A 23,081-nucleotide genomic window follows, 5' to 3' on the forward strand; every position below is an offset into this window, starting at 1 on the left:
TTTTACTATTTAATGTCTTCTTTGATGAAATCTCTGAAAGCCTTTGCTGTTTCTTCTAAAATTTCCGGAGAAGTAGTAGTAGCATCATCAGTTTTCACATGAAAAAACGGATGGGCATACGATACGCCTGCAAATCTTTTATATCCTTTTTTTGCCACATAAATTAGTTCTCCTCCCGGATTTTCATTTGCCAAAACTTTCACCGCATCAATTCCTGCAAATGCATTGTTGAAGGAATTTTTTACAAGATCATTAAAGAAGAATCTACGTTTTGGATCAACATTGGTTTGTTTAACTAATCCTGAAGCAGTCGTTTTGTATTCCAGGGTTGCTGCCCCCGCTCCAAAATGAATCCACAAATGTGTTTTTTCTACTGGCGGTGCATTTTGCTCCAAATATTCGTGCGCACCTTTAAAAGCATGTTCATGACCTGAATTGCCGGTAAACACAAAGGTATATTTCGATTTTTGGGCAGCAGCCCATTTCGCCAGTGATAACCAAATGGCGATACCCGAGCCACGTTCTCCACCACAAGTAAACCATCCACTAATAGGAGTGGAGATTACAATGTACTGATCCCCGTTTCCAATCGTACCATAAACATTACGGCCTTTTACCTCTTTAAAAGTGCCGTTAATAGAAAGCGTAGCCGCTTTGCCGTTTTTTACAAACTCCAGCGCTTTAGTACTATCCTTTGGTGCAATTAAAATAATCGGCACTTTCCATGGCTGCTGATCTTTGTTGGTATTGTATGCTTCAATTTCACCCGAGGGATTGTCGGTTATAGCAACGATGCCCTTAACTCCCACATTAATAATCGAATCAATATATTTTTTTTGATTCGGTCCTTGTTGTTTAAGCGGAAGATGAATTAAAGCGATATTGTTTTTAAGCGTTTTGCCTTTGTCTGCAACCACTAAGGTACCAGTCACAGTACGACTAATATTCTCGTTTACCCACCATAACGGAAAAGCTTTTATAATTTCCTTTCCGTTTGATAGTGATACTTTTTCCGGAAAAAATTGCCGAATAGGAAATTCCAGATATTTTACATCGTATCCATAAGAAACAAGTTCCTTACCCAACCAATCTGAAGTAGCCAGATCGGTTGGTGTTCCGGTGCGATGTTCACCTAAGGAAACAAATTTTTGGACGGTTGAAAACAGTTCGCTACCTTTAAAATAATCAACTTCCGGTTTGTTCTGACCGAATGTTGTGATTCCATATAACAGGAAAATTGCAAGGATTGAATATTTTGATTTCATAGTTCGTTCAAAATAATTATTGCACACTTTGTTCAATCACAATCTTGGTAACTTTTCCTTTAAAATCAAACGGTGCAGGATAGGATTTGGTCACCGGAGAATTTAAATCTTTACCAACGCTAATTCCTTCACCGGATATACTGTTTATGTATTTTGCACGGTTGATATTACTTTCTTCGGCTACTTTTTCACCATTTAGAGACAATACGATACTTTTCGAATCGGTATATTCCAATTTGATGGTGTTTTTACCAATCTGGATTGGTTTTGATGATGTCAGGATTTTTTCTTCCAAGCCATTGTTCAGGATATATTGTAATTTTCCGTCTTTGATATAGAGGCTGGAACCACCCAATAGTCCGCCGTTTGCAAATATTACGCCTTCGTCAGTTTTTGCAGAAGTCTCGATATTAGCAGTAATGGTTACAGCTCCTTTTCCAATATTGACCTGAATTTTTTGTGATACTCCTTCAAGAATTACCGTTTTAGGCTTAATTACAGGCTTGGCCAATCCTTCCTGATAACTGTGTAAAGGATATACGTTATTATTTTTGGCTTCGCTGTCAAACAAATCCTGAAGTTCTTTCAGCTTTTCCGGATTCTTTGCTGCTAAGTCATTAATTTCATTCCAGTCTTCATTCAGGTTATAAAGTTCCCATTTGTCCTGACTGAAAGGGCGTGGGTTAAAATTCGGATCTGTGTTTGCAGTATCTCCGGAATAATTTCTCGGATGATAAACACTTGCTTTCCAGCCATCTTTATAAATTGAACGACCGCCATGAAGTTCATAGTATTGTACATGATGGCGTGTTGGCGCCTTTCCGTCGTTGAAAGAAAAAGCAAAACTTGTTCCCTGAATTGGCCATTGCGGATATCCATTAATTACTTCCGGAACACTAACTTTTGCAAGCTCAACTGTTGTAGGCAAAATATCCGAAACGTGACTGTATTGTGTACGTATACCACCTTTTTCTTTTATTCCGTTTGGCCAGCTCACAATCAACGGATTGTGTGTCGCGCCTTCGCTGTTGGCATCACTTTTCCAGTATCTAAAAGGAGTATTACAAGCCTGTGACCATCCTAACGGATAATTGGGATTTGATTTTTCTGTTCCGATTTTATCTAAATTGTCCTGCAAAAACTGAATATTGCCAGTAATATTGCGTTCTCCAATGCCCAGAGAACCTGTATAAGTTCCTTCTTTACTGCCTCCGTTATCACCAATTATTAAAAAAATCAGTGTATTATCCAATAAGTCTGAACGTTTTAGAAAGTCCACTACACGTCCGATTTCATGGTCGGTGTAGGCAAGGAAACCAGCATAATTTTCCATGAAACGGGCATATACTTTCTTCTCATCAGCAGAAAGACTATTCCAATCCTGTACACCTGCCTGACGCGGAGGTAAAACAGTCCCTTTTTGCAACAATCCCTGAGCAGTTTGTCGTTTGAATACTTCCTGACGGTACCAGTCCCAGCCTTTGTCGAACTTACCTTTGTATTTATCGCTCCATTCTTTCGCAACATGGTGTGGGGAATGCGTTGCACCCGTAGCATAATACACAAAAAATGGTTTTTCAGGATCAGTTGATTTTTGATTGGCAATGTACGAAATGGCTTTGTCAGCCAATAGTTCATTTAAATGTTTGGTATTGGGTTCAATATTTATTTCATTGATACCATCACTAAGCTGTGGATGCCACTGGTCTGTTGCACCGCCATAAAATCCGTAGAATTGTTCGAATCCACGTCCTGTTGGATAGCGGTTAAAAGGACCGTTAAGGCTTTGCTGAGCTGGTTGTATGCCATGCCATTTACCTAATGCAAAGGTATTGTAGCCGTTTTCACGAAAAATTTCGGCAACAGTTCCGGCTTCCAACGGAATCTCACCCAGATAACCAGGTTCACCAATTCCTAATTCGGCATGATGTCCCATTGCTACTTTGTGATGGTTTCGTCCGGTTAACAATGCCGCTCTTGTTGGGCTGCAGATACCGGTTGTATGAAAATTGGTATAACGCAGACCATTGTTAGCAAGGGCTTCAAAATTTGGCGTTTCGACTAAACCTCCAAAAGCTGATGAAGAGCCAAAACCGGCGTCGTCAAGCAGAATCCATAATACATTGGGAGCATCTTTTTTGGCCTTTACTTTTTCGGGCCACCACTGAGTTGATTCGTCAAGTGTTTTTCCAACTTTCCCCTGAAAGGGCTGAATAGGTTCATGCTGTGCTACGAGGGCAGTATTTGCTCCCAAGAATGCAACTGTTGCAATTAAAATTTTATTGATTTTCATCTGTATATATTTTTAAAGTGTTGGTTATTCCCAACCTGGGTTTTGTGCATCTTTTAGTTTTTTATTTCTTTCAATTTCAAATTGAGGGATCGGAAATAAATAATGTCTTGCAGCCACGTTTGTTTTCCCGACTGCCTGTAGATTCTTTAGCAGCGTACCTCTTCCTTCAGGACCAACACCGGTAACTTCACTTCCCGTTTGACGGATAAGGTCAAAATAGCGTTGGTATTCTCCAACCAGTTCTAATCTTCTGTCAAGGTAAACGGCTTCACGGAACTCATCTTTTGTCAAACCCGTTGTAAGGTCGTCCAAACCTGCTCTTTTCCTTACTTTATTAAGCGAAGTATAGGCTTTTTCAGTCGGACCGTTTAATTCATTTTCAGCTTCTGAATGGATTAACAATACTTCAGCAAAACGAAGTAAATTGGCATTAGCTTCTGATTTTCCTGTACTTGCGTAATTTGGATCCCAATATTTGTTGAGGTAAGGAATAGAATCGCCCGGAACTTTACTATCATGCAGATTTCCGTACCACTTACCATTTGTCGGGCTTTTGTATCTGGTCACAAAACTTACATTACGTCTTTTGTCTTTGGCAGTGTATAATTTATAAATGCTGAAATATTTATCTGTTCCTTTGGTATAAAAAGTTAACTGATCCCCATAAGAACCTTTCAAACCAGGTATTCCGGTTGCAATATCCCTGGCAGTTACTGCATTTGTAATGTTGGCGGCAGAATTAAACTGAACCGAAAAAATATGTTCTTTGCTGTTTTTGTAAGCCGGCAAAAATACTTGTGAATAGTCGTCTAGTAACTTATATCCATATGCGCCATTTATTACTTCTTCAGCTGTAGTAATTGCATTCGCCCAATCACGTTTTGTAAGGTATACTTTTGATAATAAGGATTTTGCTGCACCTTCTGTTGCGCGTCCAAGTTCTCCTGTCGATCCGGCCTTAAACGAGTTTGCGGATTCCTTTAAATCAGTAATTATCTGCGCATAAACTTCATCTGCGGTGTTACGTGGTACTTGCAGCTCTTCAACTGAAAGTTGAGTTTGATCCGTCAATAGTAATGGTACTCCTCCAAATTGTCTCACTAAATCGAAATAATACAAGGCACGCAGGAATCGGGCTTCACCAAGTAATCTGCTCTTTAATTTTTCATCCATTGTAATTCCCGGTATTCTTTCAATGGCAACATTAGCCTTGTTTATACCAGAATAATGCTGCTGCCAGCTTTCTTTTCCACGAATTAAAGTAGAAGAATGCGTTAAAGCCGAAAGTGACCTAACATCCGGATTTGGTGAACCCGGTCCGGCACTCAAATCATCCGTCATAAAATCCATTCCGGTATTATAAAGCGAGTTATAGATTGGCTGTCCCACAATATCATTTTGATTTAAGTGGAAATAAATTGCATTCACCGCTGCAACGGCATCATTTGCTGTTTTGTAGAATTGTCCGGGTGAAATAAAAGATTGGGGATCTTCTTCTAGTGTGGTACATGCTGCTAAACCAAGTGAAATAGCAATAAGTAAACTATATATTTTTTTCATTTTGAATATTATTTAATTTATTAGGTTTTAGAAACTAACATTAATGCCTCCTAAAACTGTTTTAGTTCCGGGATAAATACCAACGTCAACTCCTGAGTTAAGTGCGGCCTGTCCGTTTCTGTTTACTTCCGGATCATAACCTGAATAATCTGTAAAAGTGATTAGGTTTTGTCCGGCAACATAAACGCGGGCACTATTAAGCCCCAGATAAGACGCTACTTTCTTAGGCAAAGTGTAGCCTAAAGAGATGTTCTTGAATCTAATGTAGGAGCCGTCTTCAACATAGCGATCTGATAATACTGCTGAAGGATCTTCAACAGCACGATGGATACGGGTATCCGTATTGGTAGGAGTCCATCTGTCCAATAATGTCGCATAAGCTCCTGTAAAACCTGTACCTAACTCATAATCTGCTGCTGATCTGTTGAAAATTTTATTTCCATAAGAAGAGTTAATGAAAACAACCAAATCAAAATTTTTGTAACGGAAAGTGTTGGTAAAACTCAATAGAAACAGTGGTTCTGAATTCCCTACAACTGTTCTGTCATCTGCCTGTGTAATTTTTCCGTCATTATTTAAATCCTTAAATTTTTGACTTCCTGCTTTTGTATTTGCTAATGGAGAAGCAGAAAAGTCATCTCCTTCCTGATACAAGCCATCAAATTTGTACATGTAAAAAGATCCCAAAGGTTCACCCACTTTTACAATTCCCGAAGGTGTTGTGGTAGTTGCCGGATTAACAGGAATAAAGAAATCAATTCCGTTGCCAAGACTTAGTACTTTGTTTCGGTTAGCCGAATAAATTAAGTTACTCGTCCATTCAAACTCACCCACAAAATTCAGGGTTTTCAAACTCAATTCAACACCTTTATTCTCAACCGATCCTAAGTTTTGAAAAGCACTTTCCAGTCCGGAACTATAAGGAATTGGCACTTCTAACAGTAAATCTTCTGTTTTTTTGTAATAAACATCGGCAGTCAGGTTGATTCGATTGTTGAATAAGGATATATCTGTGCCTAAGTTATATTGTGTTGTTTTTTCCCATCCAAGATTAGGATTCTCAAAACTGCTTGGTGAAAAACCGGGTACCAGTGTATTTGAAAACACATACGGATAATAAGAAAGTCTCGCTACCGACTGATAAGGGCTAATCTCCTGATTTCCGGTTAAACCGGCACTTAATCGGAGTTTTAATGAACTAATTTCTTCTGTGTCTTTCAGGAAGCTTTCATTCGAAATGTTCCAGGCAAAAGCTGCTGAAGGGAATGTACCCCATTTGTTGTCTGCACCAAATCGGGAAGAACCATCAGCACGAACCGTGAAAGTAAAAAGATAACGTTCATCAAATCCGTAGTTAAGTCTGGCAAGATAGGATTGAAGTGACCATTCGCTGGCAGAAGATGCCGGAGCGGTTATTACAGTACCCGATCCCAGATTATTATAGGTAAACTCATCACTTGCAAAATTGGATGCTCCTGCACGAAATACTTCTGAAGTCGTTTTTTGTTGCGTGTATCCGGCAAGAATATCAAACGCATGTTTTTCGCCAAACTTCTTTTTATAGCTTATTGTGTTTTCATTCAGCCAGTTAAGAGAGGATAGTGATCCTTTTGAAGCACTCCCGCCAGCCGGGCTTTCATACAGAGTAGAAGGGATGTATCTGTTTTGTTTGTTCTCAATAATATCCGTTCCCAGCGATACTTTTGCTGTTAAGCCTTCAATTATTTTGTATTCTCCAAAACCGTTAAATAAAAACCGATTCGTTTTGGTTTCATTTATTTGTTTTGTCATTGTTGCTATCGGATTTGCTACTGCCGCACCATAACTGCTGTTTACAGTGAATTCTCCATTCGCATCGCGCACCGGAACAACCGGAACCATAGCCAATATGTTTTGAACTACACCATCAGGAGCAACATCGGCATGGGTTATACTTCCGCTCAGACTTAATCCAAATTTGAATTTATCAGTAAAATCATGATCAATATTCAGTCTTCCCGAGTAACGGTCAAAACCTGAATTTATAAGAACTCCTTCTTGTTTAAAATAATTTCCTGAAACTAAAAGCCTTGTTTTATCAGAACCTGCCGTAACAGAAATAGAGTGATTTTGTATCGGAGCTTCTGTAAACGCTTCATCCTGCCAGTTGGTACCAACGCCCAATTGATCAAGCTGTTCCTGAGTATACAACGGAGCTTTTCCGGAATCTTTTAAGGCATCATTTTTCAAATAGCCCCATTGCTCTGCATTTAACATCGGAATGGTACTAATCACATTTTGAACCCCGTAATAAGCGTCATAGGTAACCGCCATTTGGCTTTTCTTGCCTCTTTTGGTCGTAATCAAAATAACTCCGTTTGCACCACGGGATCCATAAATAGCCGTAGCAGATGCATCTTTTAATACGTCAACCGATTCAATTTCAGAAGGGTTAAGGCTGGACAAAGGATTGATGCTTGGTCCGCTGGTTACACCTGAATCAATCGCACCATCTCCATTATAAACCGGAAAACCGTCAATTACATAAAGCGGTTCGTTACCGGCAATAATGGAAGTACCTCCACGGATTCGCACTGAAGTTCCGGCACCAGGCTGACCACTTGATTGTGTAACCTGAGCACCTGAAATTCCACCCTGAAGAAGTCTGTCTACTGATAGTACAGGCAATGCTTTTAATTCAGTTGGGATAGAAGAAAGTGAACCGGTGTAATCCTTTTTCTTTTGAGTACCATAACCCACGATAAGAACGTCTGTCAGCTCCTGTACATCTGCTGATAAGGTAATACGAACAGGACTTCCATCGACAACCAGTTCTTTTGTTTTGTACCCAACAAAACTTACTATTAATGTGTAAGGAAGTTTTTGTCCTGTCTGGAAATAAAATTTTCCGTCTAAATCAGTTTGTACACCATGCGTTGTTCCTTTAATATTTATCGAAGCTCCTATTATGGGTTCATTTGTAGTTTGATCGACCACAGTTCCTTCCAGTTTGGACTGAATAAGTGGAGTAGTGGTCTGCGCATTAATTCCCAGCGTAATCATAAATATGCTGAGAAATGAAAATAGATATAACTTTTTTTTCATTACTTTGTTTTGGTTTAATAAAGAAAGGATGCAGTGATTTTCCAGATTTTTGCATTCCTTTTAGATATGAATATTCTTTTTGAGCCTTGCCATTTCTGTTCCCGCAGAAATGGTTTTTTTATTAACAACAGATTCTTTTCATTTTTTTTATTTTAAGGTGATACATACTTTTTGTTTGTCAGTTTTGATAAATTACAAATCGACAAAATATTTTTGAGTGCCAAAATTAAATTCATAGTAGGTTAAATTTGGCCATAAAGGTTTTATGAGTCCTTTTTCCCAGTTTTGTAAAGCAGTTTGGAGTTCTTTGACTTTTGAAGGATTTTTTTGGGCTAAGTCTGTTTTTTCTGATTTATCAGATGCCAGATTATATAGCCATTGCTGATGTGTTTTTCCGCTGATAATCAGTTTCCAGTCACCGCTTCTGATGGCTTTGGCATCGCCGGAACGCCAGTATAAATTTTTGTGTGCTTCTTTGTTATTGTTCACTGTACTTATTAAATCAACTCCGTCATAAACCCTGTCTTTTGGCAAATCAGAATGTATAGCAGCTGCAATCGTACTAAAAATATCCAGAGAACTCACAGGTGTTTTGTAAACGGTATGTGGTTTGATTTTTCCCTTCCACGAAAGTGCAAACGGAACATTGATTCCGCCTTCGAAATGGGAGAATTTACCGCCTTTAAGTGGTGCGTTTGTAGTAGCAAAAGTATAATCGGCACCACCGTTGTCACTGGCAAAAATGATTAAGGTATTTTCTTCCAGACCTTCTTTTTTTACTTTGGCAACGATTCTTCCAATAGCATCATCCAGAGCGCTGATCATAGCAAAATAAACGCGTTTGTTTTCGTCTTTTACATTCGGAAAACGGTCGTAATATTTCTTGCGAACCTGAAAAGGTGTATGAGGCGCATTAAACGGAACATAAAGTAAAAATGGTTTTGTTTTATTTTTATCAATAAAAGCTTCTGCTTCATCAGCAAATGTTTCGGTTAGATACGCCTTGTCTTTTATGATGGTTGTATCACGACGAATTTGTCCAATTCCAACACGGCCATTCCCCCAAATCATTTTATCGGTAAAATCCTTGTGATGATGATTGATAATATCCGGATTATCATCTTCGGGAGCAAAAAGCGAAAACGCCTGATAAAATCCGTAATGATAATCGAAACCTCTGTCCAAAGGAAAGAATCCTTTATTGTGTCCTAAATGCCATTTTCCGATAATAGCAGTATTGTAACCTTGCTTTTTTGCCAAATCGGCAAAAGTAATTTCAGATAAGGGTAAACCCTGTGTGGCTATTGAAGCTTCATTTGGATATTCAATTTTGTCATTTAATTTCCAGTTATTGGTATTCATTAAATATTTGAAAGCATAATATTCGAGGTTGTTTTTTGGATATCGGTCTCCGGGCTGATATTCATGTCCGAAACGTTCCTGATAACGACCTGTAAGTAAGCCTGCTCTCGAAGGAGAACAAATGGAAGACGAAACATATCCATCTGTAAAAGTTACACCTGAGGCAGCCAATGAATCTATTTGAGGAGTTGGAGTTGATTTTCCTCCGTACAGCGAAATGTCATATTTTCCCAAATCATCAGCAAGCAGAATGATGATATTCGGTTTTTTTTTTGAAGTTTTGGAAGTGTCTTTTTTTGATAAAAATGCTGTTTTTCCTTCAGCTAATTTTGCATCAGCTTTTATTAATGTTCCATCAGTATTGATTGGCCAGAATAAAAATGCTGAAATAATAATGAGGACAATTAAAATTGGTAAACCAATCTTTTTAATTTTTTTAGATATTGCCATATGTTGTGGTATTTAAAAGGAAATGTTTTAGTATGTAATTCGGCTGATTTGATTAATTTCAAATTGATAAACCTACAAGGCTGTTGAAACCTTGTAGGGTAGCAAAAAAAAACAAAAAACAACCTAACTAAATTGCGTAATTTATTGTAATACTTATTAGTACTAAATGATTGAATGGGTCTGTATTAATTTTGTGCCAAAGCCAAATCAACCTGTTTCTTCAAATCGGCTGTACCTTCTTTCTTAAAAATGATTTTGCCGTTTTTGTATAATATCAGAGTCGGAAAAACTTTTATTATTTTGAGGTCGGCTATAAATTGCGGATTGTCTTCCAAATCAATTTCTACGATTTTTAGATTCGTACCATATTGTGCTTTTATGGTTTCCAAAACCGGTTTTACTTTTTTGCAGGCACCGCAATAAACAGATCCAATATCAACTAAAACATCTTTGTTCTCAACAATGATTTTATTGTATTCTGCCAATGTTAATTTGCTTTTTGAATTGGCATAAAACGGTTTTCCGTTACCAATCCAGTTCGCAATTCCACCTTCTAAACTATAGGCTTCCTTGAAACCCTTTTTTAATAAATCGTCTGCCAGCCAGACACTTCTTCCGGCTCCGATAGAGTAGGTAAAAACGGGTTTTGTCTTATCCAGTTTTGCCAGCTGTTGTTCATAATCTTTTGATTCCAGATTAAAATTCACGGCTCCGTTAATATGGTTTAAAGCAAATTCTTCCGGACCTCTCGCATCTATAATCTGCGGATTTTTTTCGGCCTGAATTTTACTGTAATAGACATCTAATGATACTGTATTTGAACTTTTATTTTGGGCAAAACCAATAAGTGTTACAAAAAGGGTTAGAGCTGTGATCGTATTTTTAAATAGTATATTTTTCATGATTTTAAATTTTAAGGAGTTACAATATTCCAATACGGATTGGCCTGTTCAAAAACACTCGCCAGTTCTCTGAATTTAAAAGGATCGCCATCAAAACTTACACCTTCAGAAGTCAGAATTTCCCTTGCCGTTTCAGGGTTAGATAATAATTGTACAAATTTGGTTTTCGGAATTGTTAAGGTAAATTCGGCTTTCTCATTTACGCGTTTTTCGCTTTGATGCAAAACACCGTTTTTAAGATAAACTAATATGTTTTTGTTCAGTTCCGGGAAAATGAAACGAAGTTTGATATCTTTTCCACCTGCTTTATTTCCGTCAACCGTAATCGATAAATAATCAAAAATGGCTTCAGGAGTTAAAGAAGATAAAAAGCCTGCAGTTCTGTTTACCGGATTCTTCGGAACAATTACGCCTTCGCGAAGTTCTTTTGCACCGGATAAATATAGATCTCTCCAGATTCCCGATTCGCTTTGATAAGCTATTTGTTCAAAAGCATCGGCTTGTAAATTTTTAGCAGCAGTATTATTCGGATTGGCAAAAATCACATGTTTTAATACTTCGGCAACCCAGCGGTATTCGCCTTTTTGATAACTTTCGGTTGCTTTTTTTATAGCCCTTTCTTCACCGCCAAACCATTCTACATATTTTTTAGCTGCTTCAATCTGCGGAAGTTTGTCATATTCAGCCGGATTTCCGTCCCACCAGCCCAGATAGAATTGATAGGTTGCTTTGGCATTGTGTTTTACGGTTCCGTAAAAATCACGGTTGTACCATTCTTTAGCTAACTCAGCCGGAAGTTTTATTTCTTCGGCAATCTCATCTTTGTTCAAACCATTATTGGCTAAATGAACCGTTTGATCGTGGACATATTTGTATAAATCACGTTGTTTTTCCAAAAAGGTAATTCCTTTGTCATGTCCGTAAACCGGCCAGGTGTGTGATGGAACTACGAATTCGGTTTTATCTCCAAACAAATCAATCGCTTCATCCAGATATCCGGCCCAGGCTTTGGCATCTCTCGTTTTAGCACCTCGCGGAGTAAGGACATTATGATAGGTATGGCTTGCAATTTCGGCAGAGAAAAAAACTTTTTTTGAAGGTGCAAAAAGAGTTAATTCTGCTGGTGCTTCCGAATTCGGCGTAAGCTGAAAAATCAATTCCAAACCATCAATTGTTAAATTCTGACCCGTTTTTTCGATTTCGAAATTAGGCTGTAAAAGAGAAGAACTTCCACCGCCTAAAAATGGTTTTCCTAAACCAATATCAACCTGTGAATGGTCATTTCTTTCCAAACCTAATCCAAATTGATATCCGGCTCTTCTTCGCATTACATTTCCTAAAAGGACATTTTCGCTCACCGCTTCTTCGTAAAAACCTTTTGGCGTAATGAATTTTACTTTACCGGATTTTATATCTTCTGTAGTAACTAAGCCTTCCAGACCACCGTAATGGTCTCCGTGACTGTGCGTAACGATCACCGCCAAAATGGGTTTATTGGCAACATGCTTTTTTATTAATTCATAAGCTGCTGTCGAGGTTTCGCCAATAGTCAGCGCATCAATTACAACATAACCGGTTTTAGTTTCGATAAACGAAATATTGGCAGCGTCAATACCACGAACCTGATAAACGCCATCGGTAATTTTAAACAATCCGTTGATGTTATTAAGCTGTCCCTGACGCCATAATGCAGGGTTTACAGTTGCAGGCGCTTTTCCTTTTATAAAAGAAAAATCATTGGTGTTCACCACCGTATTTCCGTTTTTTGAACGAACAATTCCTTCACCAACAGTGGCTATAAAACCTCGTTTGGCATCTTCAAAATCGGCATTGTCATTAAAGTTTAATTTTGAATATACAGCCTCATTCGACTTTTGGGTATAATCAGATGCAGGTTTTGATGTTTGTGCGTTTGCTGCAATAGCAAAACCTGCAAGTAAAATACTTATATTAATTTTTTTCATGATATTTTTAAGATTGAACCGGCTCATAAGCGGCCTGATTCTCTGAAACAGTAATTGGATTTTGTTTTAATGGTACAGAAAGAACACCATCGGCCAGAGCGCTTCCTTCTTTTTTAGATTTGAATATCGGCCAAAGAAACTGCGCATACCATTCTTCCTGCTTGTAGGATTTGATTCCGTATGATTTTGGAAACTGACGCGTAATCAAACCTGTTCCGAAGATGACATCCCAAATAAAAAACATGTTTCCGAAATTGCCTTTAAAATGTCCAACACCGTCTCCGCTGGTATCTGCGTGATGTGCGTGATGTGTGGCTGGAGTAGAAATCAAACGTTCCAAAACCCATGCAATTGGATGTAAAACTTTGTACTTGTAGAAAGGTTTATCCCAGGCAATACTCGAATGTGCCGTTAAGGTGATGATGCTTTTTATTACAAGAACAAACAAAGCAGGAAGTCCTAAACCTAAAAAGGTCAAGGTTGCTGTTAAATATATTTGAGAGAAAAAGATTGTGTAGATAAAATTTTGTCTCGAAAGCATCGCCATTCCCATGTACGGAGCCGAGTGGTGTGTTCTGTGAAAACGCCATAAAAAAGGAACCTGATGGTGTAAACGGTGATACCAGTACTGCGTTAAATCATCCGCAACAGCGATCAGGAAAAAACCTCCCCAAAACGGAACCCATGAAAGTGAATTTTCAAGATTCGGAATCAAAACCGGTAAAACTTTCAAACTGAAAAAAGCAATAACTGCAGGTAAAATTAATTTTGGAGCCAGAAAACTGACAATATCTATTTTGCGTTCTTCTCCTGTCCATTCGTCATCATATAAACCTGCTGTAAATTCGATGATTCCCAAAACGATCATAAAAACGGTTAATCCCCACGTACGGATGTTTTCGAAAGCCGGTTTTGTAAATTCTAAAAAAGCCGGTAATGCAATATGCGATTCACTTATAAGACCGTTGCTTAATTTAAAATACAGGTAAATTGCCACTACAGGCAATGTGTAGATAAAAAGACTGATACTTAAATCTCTTGTCAGATTTTTGTTTGAATTGTTAACTGTTGCCATGATTTCTTATTTTAAAAATTGATTGATTATTGCTAAACCTCCGGCTAAAATTGCGAGCGGAACTAAAAAAAGAATTGTTCCTACCACAATCTTTTTTCCTATAATTTGAAAATCTATTAGTTTCATAATTTGTATTTTTTTTAATTAAACATTTTTAATCCAGCACCGGATAAACGGGTTGTTTTTTAGGCTGTTCTTTTCCGGTTACTATCAGTGCATCTATTACTTCGTATTCATATATATTGAAATAAACCTGCTCGTTCTCATTGTCATCCGGTGTTATTATTTCGAAAATTTCTTCGTTTACTTCAGCCATGATTTTTATTTTAAAAATTGATAAATTATTGCTAAAACTCCAGTCAAGAGACCTAGTGGAAGCCCAAAAAGAATCATTCCAATAAGAATCTTTTTTAAGATGAATTCTGGGGTTATCCGTTTCATATCATTAATTTTTTGAAGTATCGTTAGGCTGAGGCTGCTGTGGTCTGTTTTGTTTCAGAAATGTTTTAAACTTATCCTGCACATCACTCCAGTTGATCAACGGATACACATTATTTTCTTTCGCCTGCTGATCGAATAGCTGAACCAGTTCTTTTAGTTTTTCAGGGTTCTTTTTAGCCAAATCATTGATTTCATTAAAATCTTTATCAAGGTTGTAAAGCTCCCAAACTTCTTTTCCTGCGTTATTGACTACGGGCTTGTTTTTAGTATTAAAATCGGTAAACAAGTCTATAAAATCAGGTCGGTAAGCAAATGAAGCTTTCCATCCGTCTTGATAAATAGCACCTTCTCCAAACAGGAAATAATATTGTGTCTGATGTACAGAAGGAGCATTTACATTATAAATTGCAGACGCCAGACTTTTCCCCTGAAGAGAATCCTGTTTGATTCCCCTGATCGATTCCGGTATTTTGTTGATTCCGGTCAGTTCTAAAGTTGTTGGCAAAAGATCAATTACATGACCGTACTGATTTCGAATTCCTGTATTGCTTTTTATTCCGTTTGGATAGGAAACAATCAGCGGGTTTCGGGTCCCACCTTCGGCATGTGCATCTGCTTTCCAGAATTTAAACGGTGTGTTTGCTGCCTGAGCCCAGCCCGCAGGATAATTGGTGTAAGCATCTTTGGTTCCGATTTTGTCGAAGTTTTTAGATAGTTCCGCAATTTGTTCTGCTTCATTTGTAGCTGTGTTTCCTCCAAATTCATTATTTACAGAACCATTATACGAACCTTCTTTACTGGCACCGTTATCACCAATGACTAGCAAAATAATAGTATTGTCAAACTGATTGGTCTTTTTCAGATAATCTACAATTCGGCCAATTTCATAATCTGTCTGTTCAAAGAAACCGGCATAACCTTCAAAGAAACGTGCGTTGATTCTTTTTTCCTCAGCCGAAAGTTTGTCCCATTCTTTTACTCTTTCATTTCGTTTAGGCAGTTTTGCATCTTGCGGAATGATGCCGAGTTTCTTTTGGTTGGCAAAAACAGTTTCTCTGTACCAGTCCCATCCTTTATCAAATTTCCCTTTGTATTTGTCGATCCATTCTTTATCGACCTGATGAGGTGAGTGCGTTGCGCCCGGAGTCAAATACAAAAAGAAAGGTTTTGCAGGAGCAGTTTTTTGCTGATATTGCAGATAGCTGATGGCTTTATCGGCAAGTTGAGTGTTCAGATGGCGTCCGTCCGGTTTTACGGCTTTGTTGTCTTCTACAAGATCCGGTTTGTATTGATCGGTTGCGCCTCCAAGAAATCCGAAGAAATGATCAAATCCTTTTCCTAAAGGCCAACGGTCAAATGGTCCTAGATCAGTAGTTTCTTCATCTGGAGTCAAATGCCATTTCCCTATTGCATAAGTACTGTAACCGTTTTCTCTGAGTACTTCGGCAGCTGTTCCTTTTGATGATGGGATTTTAGCATCATAACCAGGGAAACCGGCTCTCATAAATTTATGAGGAAAAAGTCCCATATGTGCGGTATGATGATTACGACCTGTAAGCAAGGCTGCACGGGTAGGAGCACAAACCCCTGTCGTATGAAAGTTGGTAAAACGAAGTCCGTTATTAGCCAAATCATCAAAAGTTGGTGTGTTTACCAAGCCTCCAAAGACGCTGGATGCTCCAAACCCAACATCATCAAGCAAGATCCAGATGATATTTGGAGCACCTTTTGGAGCTTTTACAGGTTCCGGCCAGTATTCTTTAGACTCCGCTAATGTTTTTCCGATTACTCCTTTGTATTTTGGATCTGGCTGAGTTTGTGCTGAAACAGAATTTAATCCTAATTGGAATACCAATAAAAAAGTAACTTTTATGATGGAAGTGTTCTTTAAATTTTTCATTTTATATATTTTTAAATAGTATAACCTGAATTCGTTAATACCTTTCAGGATTAAAGTTCTTGTTTTAATATTTATTTCTTTAGTTATATGGGTTTAGTAGAATTTTGATATCCAAAATTTTAAGGTTTTATTACTAATTGATTATTTTACTTTTTCAATGCCAGGAAGTGTGAGAACAGTTAAATTCTCACGAAGTTTATCAGATGGCAAATACAAACGAATAATTAAACTTGTTTTTTTAACATTGCTGATCGGCAGCCAGTTTTCGGTTTTTTCTGTGCCGGATAAATTGATTTTATACGAAGTGCTGTCAGCCTGATATTTCACATCTTCGAGATTGTAACTGTATTTGTTGATTGGATTTTTAATTAGAAAACCATTTTCATCGTAAGCCGTAATGCTCCAGTACTTTACGTCTAATTTTTTACCGGTAATTACATAGTCAGCTTTAGGATCTAATTCATTTCCTTCGCTGTCTGTACTGGTGCTTAAATAGATTACTTCTTTTTTGGTTAGCGCATAAGGTCCGTAAACGGCAACCTGTGCTATGGTTAACAAATCGGCTGTATTCAGGTCTTTGTCTTTATCCACTGTTTTCCAGTTTCCAATCGTGCGTTGTGAATCGCTTTTTCCTGATGCAATATTGTAAATTCCGATTCCGCTTCCTAAAACGATAGCCAGAAGGATCAATCCCAATCCAATTGCTATTTTCTTTACTTTTTGATTTAAAGCCATGTTGATTTGATTTTAAGTTGAACAATTATTTCACTAATTTTTCTACAGTCACACCATGCTGCAATTCGGATAGTTTTTGAACCGGATACGCTTTTGAAACCAAATAACGAAACAGAATTAATCCTTTTGTAGTTGGACTGTAAATGATTTTTTCCTTTGGAATATTTTTCAGTGCTTCTGATGTACTTCCTTCGGGAGCTAAATAATATTCGAATTTTGCTTTTACTTTTTCTTCGTTTTCAACAAAATAATTCGTCGTGTTTTCCTGATAAGCAGAAATCGACCAGTAAGTAGAATCCGGAACAATACCCGAAATTTTCAAAACATTCTCTTTCAAATCATAATTAATTGTAGAATACAAAAAATCAGGATTCGGTAACGGAATTACCCTGCTGTTTTCGGCGTTGGGCTGATTTCCGAAACGGGGAGTGTTTACATAATCTGCACTTTTTGAGGCAAACTTGTTTTGTACATAATAAGGAGTGACCCAAATCGTCAAATAGTAAAAACTTACTGCAATTACTACAAGAACAAGGGCAAAAATCCCTTTTTTGATAATTGGTTTTGTTGCTGCCATAATTTACTTTTTTAAATCAGAGCTATTAAACACTCTTTTTAGAATGCTCAATAGCTCTGAATAGTTTTAATTTTTTTTATGAATACGTTGTTTCAAAGCGTCTATCCAGTCAATAAATGGATAGACATTGTTTATCTTCGCCTGATTATCAAATTCAGCCTGAAGTTCTTTTAGTTTTTCCGGATTCTTTTTAGCCAGATCTACTCTTTCGTTAAAGTCAGTATTTAGATTGTATAATTCCCAAACATCATTTTCATACGTACTCGGACCTGTACTTTTAGCCAAAGCGCCATTATCAATAACATCAATGAAATCCGGATGATGTGCAGCTCCTGCTTTCCAGCCGTCTTTATAAATGGCTCTTGATCCAAAAATATAGTAGTACTGAACGGTATGTCTTGAAGGCGCTTTTGCATCAGCATAAGAATAAGCCAATGAAGTTCCCTGAATCGGGTCCTGAGCAATTCCTTTGATGGTTTCAGGTGCTTTGATTCCGATAGTTTCCAGTGTCGTAGGCAAAATGTCATTCACATGACCGTATTGATTACGAATTCCCGGAGTTTTAATTCCTTTTGGATAGTACACAATCAGCGGATTACGTGTTCCGCCTTCAGAATGTGCGTCTTGTTTTAAGTTTTTGAAAGGTGTGTTTGAGGCCAAAGCCCATCCGTAAGGGTAGTTTCCTTCAATAGCGTCCGGGGTTCCCAAAATATCAACTTTAGAAAGGTTTTGTTTCAGGTCATCTGACTTGGTACCTCCAAAAAGTTTTGACGTCAAAGGCTGATCGATAGTTCCAAAAGCAGTTCCTTCTTTACTGGCTCCGTTATCTCCCAAAACAATATAGAAAATTGTATTGTCTAACTGATTGATTGATTTTAGATGATTTACTATTCGGCCTACTTCATAATCAGTATACTCGAGATATCCGGCATAAATTTCCATGAATTTGGCATATAATTTCTTTTCTTCCGGAGTTAGTGCATTCCACGCTTTTACATACGAATCGCGCGTAGGCAATTTAGCATCAGAAGGAATCAGTCCTAATTTTTTCTGGTTTGCCAGTACTTTATCACGGTACACATCCCAGCCTTCATCAAATTTTCCTTTGTACTTATCGCTCCATTCTTTGGCTACCTGATGCGGTGAATGCGTTGCTCCCGGTGCGTAATACAGGAAGAAAGGTTTGTTTGGCGCCGCATTTTTCTGACGGTCTATGTATGTAATCGCTTTATCGGTAATCAGTTCGCTTAAATGTTTTCCTTTTAAGTCGGCTGTAAATTCGTTTTTAGATTTATCTTTTCCGGAATTATTCAGTCTTGTATTTCCGTTTAACCAGGTTTGATCTTCTACTAAATCCGGATTATACTGATCCGTTTCAGAACCTAAGAATCCGTAAAAATGGTCGAATCCTTTTCCGGTAGGCCATCTGTCAAAAGGTCCGGCATCTGTTGCATCTTCATCCGGAGTAACGCCATATTTTCCAACCGCAAAAGTATTGTATCCGTTGTCACGTAAAATTTCGGCAATTGTTCCTGCAGATGACGGAATTCTTCCATCCCAACCCGGAAAACCGGCAGACATAGCTGTATGCGAAAATCCCCCAACGTGTACCGCATGTGCATTACGGCCAGTTAATAATGCTGCACGGGTAGGGGCGCAAATAGCTGTCGTATGAAAGTTGGTGTAACGCAAACCGTCATTGGCCAGTTTTTCGAAAGTGGGTGTATTGATCAAACCTCCAAAAGCACTTGTGGCTCCAAATCCAACATCATCTAATAGAATCCAGACCACATTGGGAGCACCTTCAGGCGCTTTTACAGGTTCCGGCCAGTATTCTTTTGATTCTGCTAAGGTTTTGCCCACAACTCCTTTGTAATTAGGATCAGGTTTTGATTGCCCGATGCTGAATTGGGTAACGAGCAGCGTTGTAATCAAAAGTGAATTTTGTGAATTTATAATGCTGTTATATTTAAAATTTTTCATTGTTTATTCATTGATAAATTCAGGTCTTTTAATTGCTTTCAAAGACCTGAATTTTGTGTATTTATTAGTTATTGCTTCCTCCTTTGGTTGCTTCTTTTATCAGTTCCTGAAGATTTTTACCTTTATCCGGACCATTATTATGGATTTTTCTGCCCAATACATCCTGCCAGTCAATCAACGGATAAACATTGTTTTCTTTGGCCTGCTCATCAAACAGTTTTTTAAGTTCGACAAGTTTTTCAGGATATTTTTTAGCCAGATTATTACGTTCGTTAAAATCTTCATTCAGGTTGTATAATTCCCAAACATCATTATCAAAGCTGCTTTCAGTTGGTGTTCCGTTTTTACCCGCAGACTTCAACAAAGTAAAAGGATCCGGATGTGCAGCAGCAGCTTTCCAGCCATCTTTATAAATCGCTCTGTTTCCAAAAATGTAGTAGTATTGTACTTTGTGAAGCGATTCAGCTTTTGCATCATTTAAAGAAGTGTACAAAGAAGACCCCTGAATAACATCCTGTTTGATTCCCTTGATGTATTCCGGAGCTTTGATTCCGGCAATATCTAAAGTGGTAGGAAGAATATCGTTTACATGGCTGTATTGATTTCTGATTCCGCCTTTATCTTTAATTCCTTTTGGATAATGAATAATTAATGGATTACGTGTTCCACCTTCTGACTGGGCATCCTGTTTCCAGTTTTTGAAAGGAGCATTGGACGCCTGAGCCCAGCCTAAAGGATAATTGGTATTAAGTCCCTGAGGGGTTCCGATTTCTCCAATATTAGCTAAATTATCCTGAAGGTTTTTTTCATCAGAAACGCCCTGAGCAAAAAGATTTTGGTTAATTGTACCTACCAGACTACCTTCTTTACTGGCTCCGTTATCACCAATGGCAACAAAAATTACCGTATTGTCAAACTGATTGGTTTCTTTTAAATAATTGACAACCCTTCCGATTTCCGCATCGGTATAAGTCAAGAATCCGGCATATACTTCCATGAATCTTGCATACACTTTCTTTTGGTCCGGAGATAATTTTTTCCATTCTCCAATCAGCGGATTGCGTTCCGGCAATACAGCATTTGCAGGAATTACACCCAGTTTCTTTTGGTTAGCCAATACTTTTTCACGATACACATCCCAGCCTTCATCAAATTTGCCTTTGTATTTATCGCTCCATTCTGTAGTCACCTGATGCGGTGCATGAGCTGCTCCCGGTGCATAATATAAAAAGAATGGTTTTCCGGGTGCTGCTTTTTGTTGTTTTTGAATGTAACTGATGGCTTTATCCGTAATCAGTTCGTTCAAATGGCGTCCGTCAGGTTTTATATGTACCTGATCTTCTACTAAATCAGGATTGTACTGATCGGTTTGCGAACCTAAGAAACCGTAAAAATGGTCAAAGCCTTTTCCGGTTGGCCATCTGTCAAAAGGGCCTGCATCTGTAGCATCTTCATCAGGAGTTACACCGTATTTACCAACTGCAAAAGTGTTGTAGCCGTTCTCGCGTAAAATTTCTGCAATTGTTCCTTTATCAGATGGAATTCTTCCATCCCATCCTGGGAAACCTGCTGATAAAATAGTGTGAGAGAAACCGCTAACGTGAACTCTTCCTGAATTTCTTCCGGTTAATAAAGCGGCACGGGTAGGAGCGCAAATTGCTGTTGTATGAAAATTGGTATATCGCAAACCATTATTTGCCAAAGCATCAAAAGTTGGTGTTTCGATTAGTCCGCCAAAAGCAGTCGAAGCTCCAAATCCTACATCATCCAGCAAAATCCAGATAACATTTGGTGCTCCTGCAGGGGCTTTTACAGGCTCTGGCCAGTATTCTTTTGATTCTGCTAATGTTTTACCGACAGTTCCTTTAAAATCGGCATTTGGCTGATTTTGAGCAGAACCCAATTGAGCAACAAGCAATGCAGTAATCAAAAGCCCTTTCTGTGGGCTTTTGACTGTAAAGTTATTTTTAAAGTTTTTCATGGTTTATAATTTTTTATGGTTGGTTTTTTAATATCCAAGGTTTTGTGGTAATCCGTCCGGATTTTGGTCTCTTTCGCTTTGTGGAATCGGGTATAAATTATTCCTTTCTGAAACGGCTGATTTTCCGGGAACTTTTTTTACTTCAGAAACTAATCTTCCCCAGCGAACCAGATCAAACCATCGCTGTCCTTCCTGAGCAAATTCTTTTGTACGCTGTTCGAAAATGGCTTCTTTAAATTGTTCTTTTGTCAATCCGGCCAAATCTACAGTTGCATCCGGGGTATCAATTGGTTTTCCGTAAGCTCTTCGGATCACTTTATTGATGGCTTCGTAAGCTTCTGCTGTTGGTGCGTTTTCCTGTTCGTTTATAGCTTCTGCTAATGTTACCAAAATATCAGCATAACGAATGATCGGAAAGTTGATAGCCACATTCGCGCCATTAGATAAAGCGGTAACATCCAGGTATTTTCTAAAAATAGGTTTCGGGAAAGTGTATAATAACCCTGTTGCAGGATTTAGCAATTGCTTGGCATAAGTTGCATCCCTGCGTGTGTCGCCCGGAGCGTAGATGTCATAAAACAAACTTACATCTGAGATAATATCTGCTGGTTCTACAGGCGCAAAACCTGCAAAAGAAGTTCTCATAAAAGTACTTCCGCTGCTTCCGTTTCCAGCCTGATTGGGTTCAAACTGAACAGAAAATATATGTTCTTTACCGTTTTTAGTAGTCTTATTAAAAATATCCGAAAAGTTCGTAAAAAGGCCATATCCGAAACCTCCGTTGATTACTTCTTTGGCTTTTAAGATTGCATTTGGCCAGTCTTTTCTTGTCAGATATACTTTTGCTAAAATCGCCTTTGCTGCTCCTGATGTGGCACGCCCCGCATTGTTAGCCGGGTATGTTGCTGGAAGCGCTTCGGCATCTGTCAAATCTTTAATAATTTGAGTATATACTTCATCTACAGTGGCTCTGCTCTGTTTTAAATCTTCAATAGCCAAAGATGTCGGTTCATGTAAAACTAACGGAACGCCTCCCCACAAACGAACAGCCTGAAAATAAAGCAACGCTCTTATAAACTTGGCTTCGTTTATCAATCTTGTTTTCAAAGTTTCTGTTCCCTGTACTTTCGGGATATTGTCAATCGCTACATTGGCTCTGTTGATACCGCTGTAAATTTGTCTCCAGGCTACCTGAACCCTGTCTGTATTGGCATCATAAGATAAAGCACTAATGGCACGTACATTTTGGTTAATGGCTGATGCTCCTGCTGCTGCATAATCAGTTCCCATATCGGTCAGGAAGTAAAGGTTTCTCCCAAAGAGACTTTGCTCTGTTCCGTCATAACTTAAGGAAGCATATACGGCGGTCACACTCGCAATGGCATCATCATCAGTATTGTAAAAATTCTCTTTGGTAACAAATGATGTTGGTGCAACATCTAAATCTGTGCACGAAACCAACAGACTTGCACTAATCATGAGTAGGAATATTTTTTTCATCTTAAATAG

The 23,081-nt window shown here is 38.2% G+C and carries 15 protein-coding genes; all 15 read right to left on the minus strand.

Going from position 1 to position 23,081, the window contains the following annotated elements:
• Nucleotides 1-5: 5 nt before the first annotated feature.
• The 15 genes from DMB68_RS02865 to DMB68_RS02930 all read right to left on the minus strand — a co-directional run bounded on the left by DMB68_RS02865 (nt 6) and on the right by DMB68_RS02930 (nt 23,072).
• Nucleotides 6-1,265: a hypothetical protein gene (locus DMB68_RS02865; protein ID WP_110345155.1), complete on the minus strand. Its 1,260-nt coding sequence runs from the start codon at nt 1,263-1,265 to the stop codon at nt 6-8.
• Between the two features lie 16 nt (nt 1,266-1,281).
• Entirely contained in the window at nt 1,282-3,558 is a 2,277-nt protein-coding gene (locus tag DMB68_RS02870) for a sulfatase-like hydrolase/transferase (protein WP_110345156.1), read from the minus strand.
• Between the two features lie 24 nt (nt 3,559-3,582).
• Nucleotides 3,583-5,118: a RagB/SusD family nutrient uptake outer membrane protein gene (locus tag DMB68_RS02875; RefSeq protein ID WP_110345157.1), complete on the minus strand. Its 1,536-nt coding sequence runs from the start codon at nt 5,116-5,118 to the stop codon at nt 3,583-3,585.
• Nucleotides 5,119-5,145: 27 nt separating this feature from the next.
• The gene (locus tag DMB68_RS02880) at nt 5,146-8,202 is read right to left on the minus strand and encodes a SusC/RagA family TonB-linked outer membrane protein (protein ID WP_110345158.1); all 3,057 of its coding nucleotides are present in this window, start codon (nt 8,200-8,202) and stop codon (nt 5,146-5,148) included.
• Between the two features lie 192 nt (nt 8,203-8,394).
• On the minus strand, nt 8,395-10,014 hold the full coding sequence (locus DMB68_RS02885) for a sulfatase-like hydrolase/transferase (protein ID WP_110345159.1): 1,620 nt from the start codon (nt 10,012-10,014) through the stop codon (nt 8,395-8,397).
• Between the two features lie 185 nt (nt 10,015-10,199).
• Nucleotides 10,200-10,916 carry a thioredoxin domain-containing protein gene (locus tag DMB68_RS02890; RefSeq protein ID WP_110345160.1) on the minus strand — a complete coding sequence of 239 codons (717 nt, stop codon included), beginning with the start codon at nt 10,914-10,916 and terminating at the stop codon, nt 10,200-10,202.
• An 11-nt stretch (nt 10,917-10,927) separates the two neighbouring features.
• Nucleotides 10,928-12,880 carry an alkyl/aryl-sulfatase gene (locus tag DMB68_RS02895; RefSeq protein ID WP_165830083.1) on the minus strand — a complete coding sequence of 651 codons (1,953 nt, stop codon included), beginning with the start codon at nt 12,878-12,880 and terminating at the stop codon, nt 10,928-10,930.
• A 7-nt stretch (nt 12,881-12,887) separates the two neighbouring features.
• The gene (locus DMB68_RS02900) at nt 12,888-13,955 is read right to left on the minus strand and encodes a sterol desaturase family protein (RefSeq protein ID WP_110345162.1); all 1,068 of its coding nucleotides are present in this window, start codon (nt 13,953-13,955) and stop codon (nt 12,888-12,890) included.
• Between the two features lie 154 nt (nt 13,956-14,109).
• A complete protein-coding gene (locus DMB68_RS23290) occupies nt 14,110-14,271 on the minus strand; it encodes a hypothetical protein (protein ID WP_165830084.1) in 162 nt (53 codons plus the stop codon).
• A gap of 129 nt (nt 14,272-14,400) precedes the next feature.
• A complete protein-coding gene (locus tag DMB68_RS02905; RefSeq protein WP_110345163.1) occupies nt 14,401-16,296 on the minus strand; it encodes an arylsulfatase in 1,896 nt (631 codons plus the stop codon).
• A 141-nt stretch (nt 16,297-16,437) separates the two neighbouring features.
• Nucleotides 16,438-17,031: a DUF1214 domain-containing protein gene (locus DMB68_RS02910; protein ID WP_110345164.1), complete on the minus strand. Its 594-nt coding sequence runs from the start codon at nt 17,029-17,031 to the stop codon at nt 16,438-16,440.
• A gap of 25 nt (nt 17,032-17,056) precedes the next feature.
• On the minus strand, nt 17,057-17,608 hold the full coding sequence (locus DMB68_RS02915) for a DUF1254 domain-containing protein (protein ID WP_110345165.1): 552 nt from the start codon (nt 17,606-17,608) through the stop codon (nt 17,057-17,059).
• A 66-nt stretch (nt 17,609-17,674) separates the two neighbouring features.
• On the minus strand, nt 17,675-19,591 hold the full coding sequence (locus tag DMB68_RS02920; protein WP_110345166.1) for an arylsulfatase: 1,917 nt from the start codon (nt 19,589-19,591) through the stop codon (nt 17,675-17,677).
• Between the two features lie 64 nt (nt 19,592-19,655).
• On the minus strand, nt 19,656-21,572 hold the full coding sequence (locus DMB68_RS02925; RefSeq protein WP_110345167.1) for an arylsulfatase: 1,917 nt from the start codon (nt 21,570-21,572) through the stop codon (nt 19,656-19,658).
• A gap of 27 nt (nt 21,573-21,599) precedes the next feature.
• On the minus strand, nt 21,600-23,072 hold the full coding sequence (locus DMB68_RS02930) for a RagB/SusD family nutrient uptake outer membrane protein (RefSeq protein WP_110345168.1): 1,473 nt from the start codon (nt 23,070-23,072) through the stop codon (nt 21,600-21,602).
• Nucleotides 23,073-23,081: the final 9 nt, after the last annotated feature.

Source organism: Flavobacterium hydrophilum (assembly GCF_003202405.1).
Classification (GTDB): domain Bacteria; phylum Bacteroidota; class Bacteroidia; order Flavobacteriales; family Flavobacteriaceae; genus Flavobacterium; species Flavobacterium hydrophilum.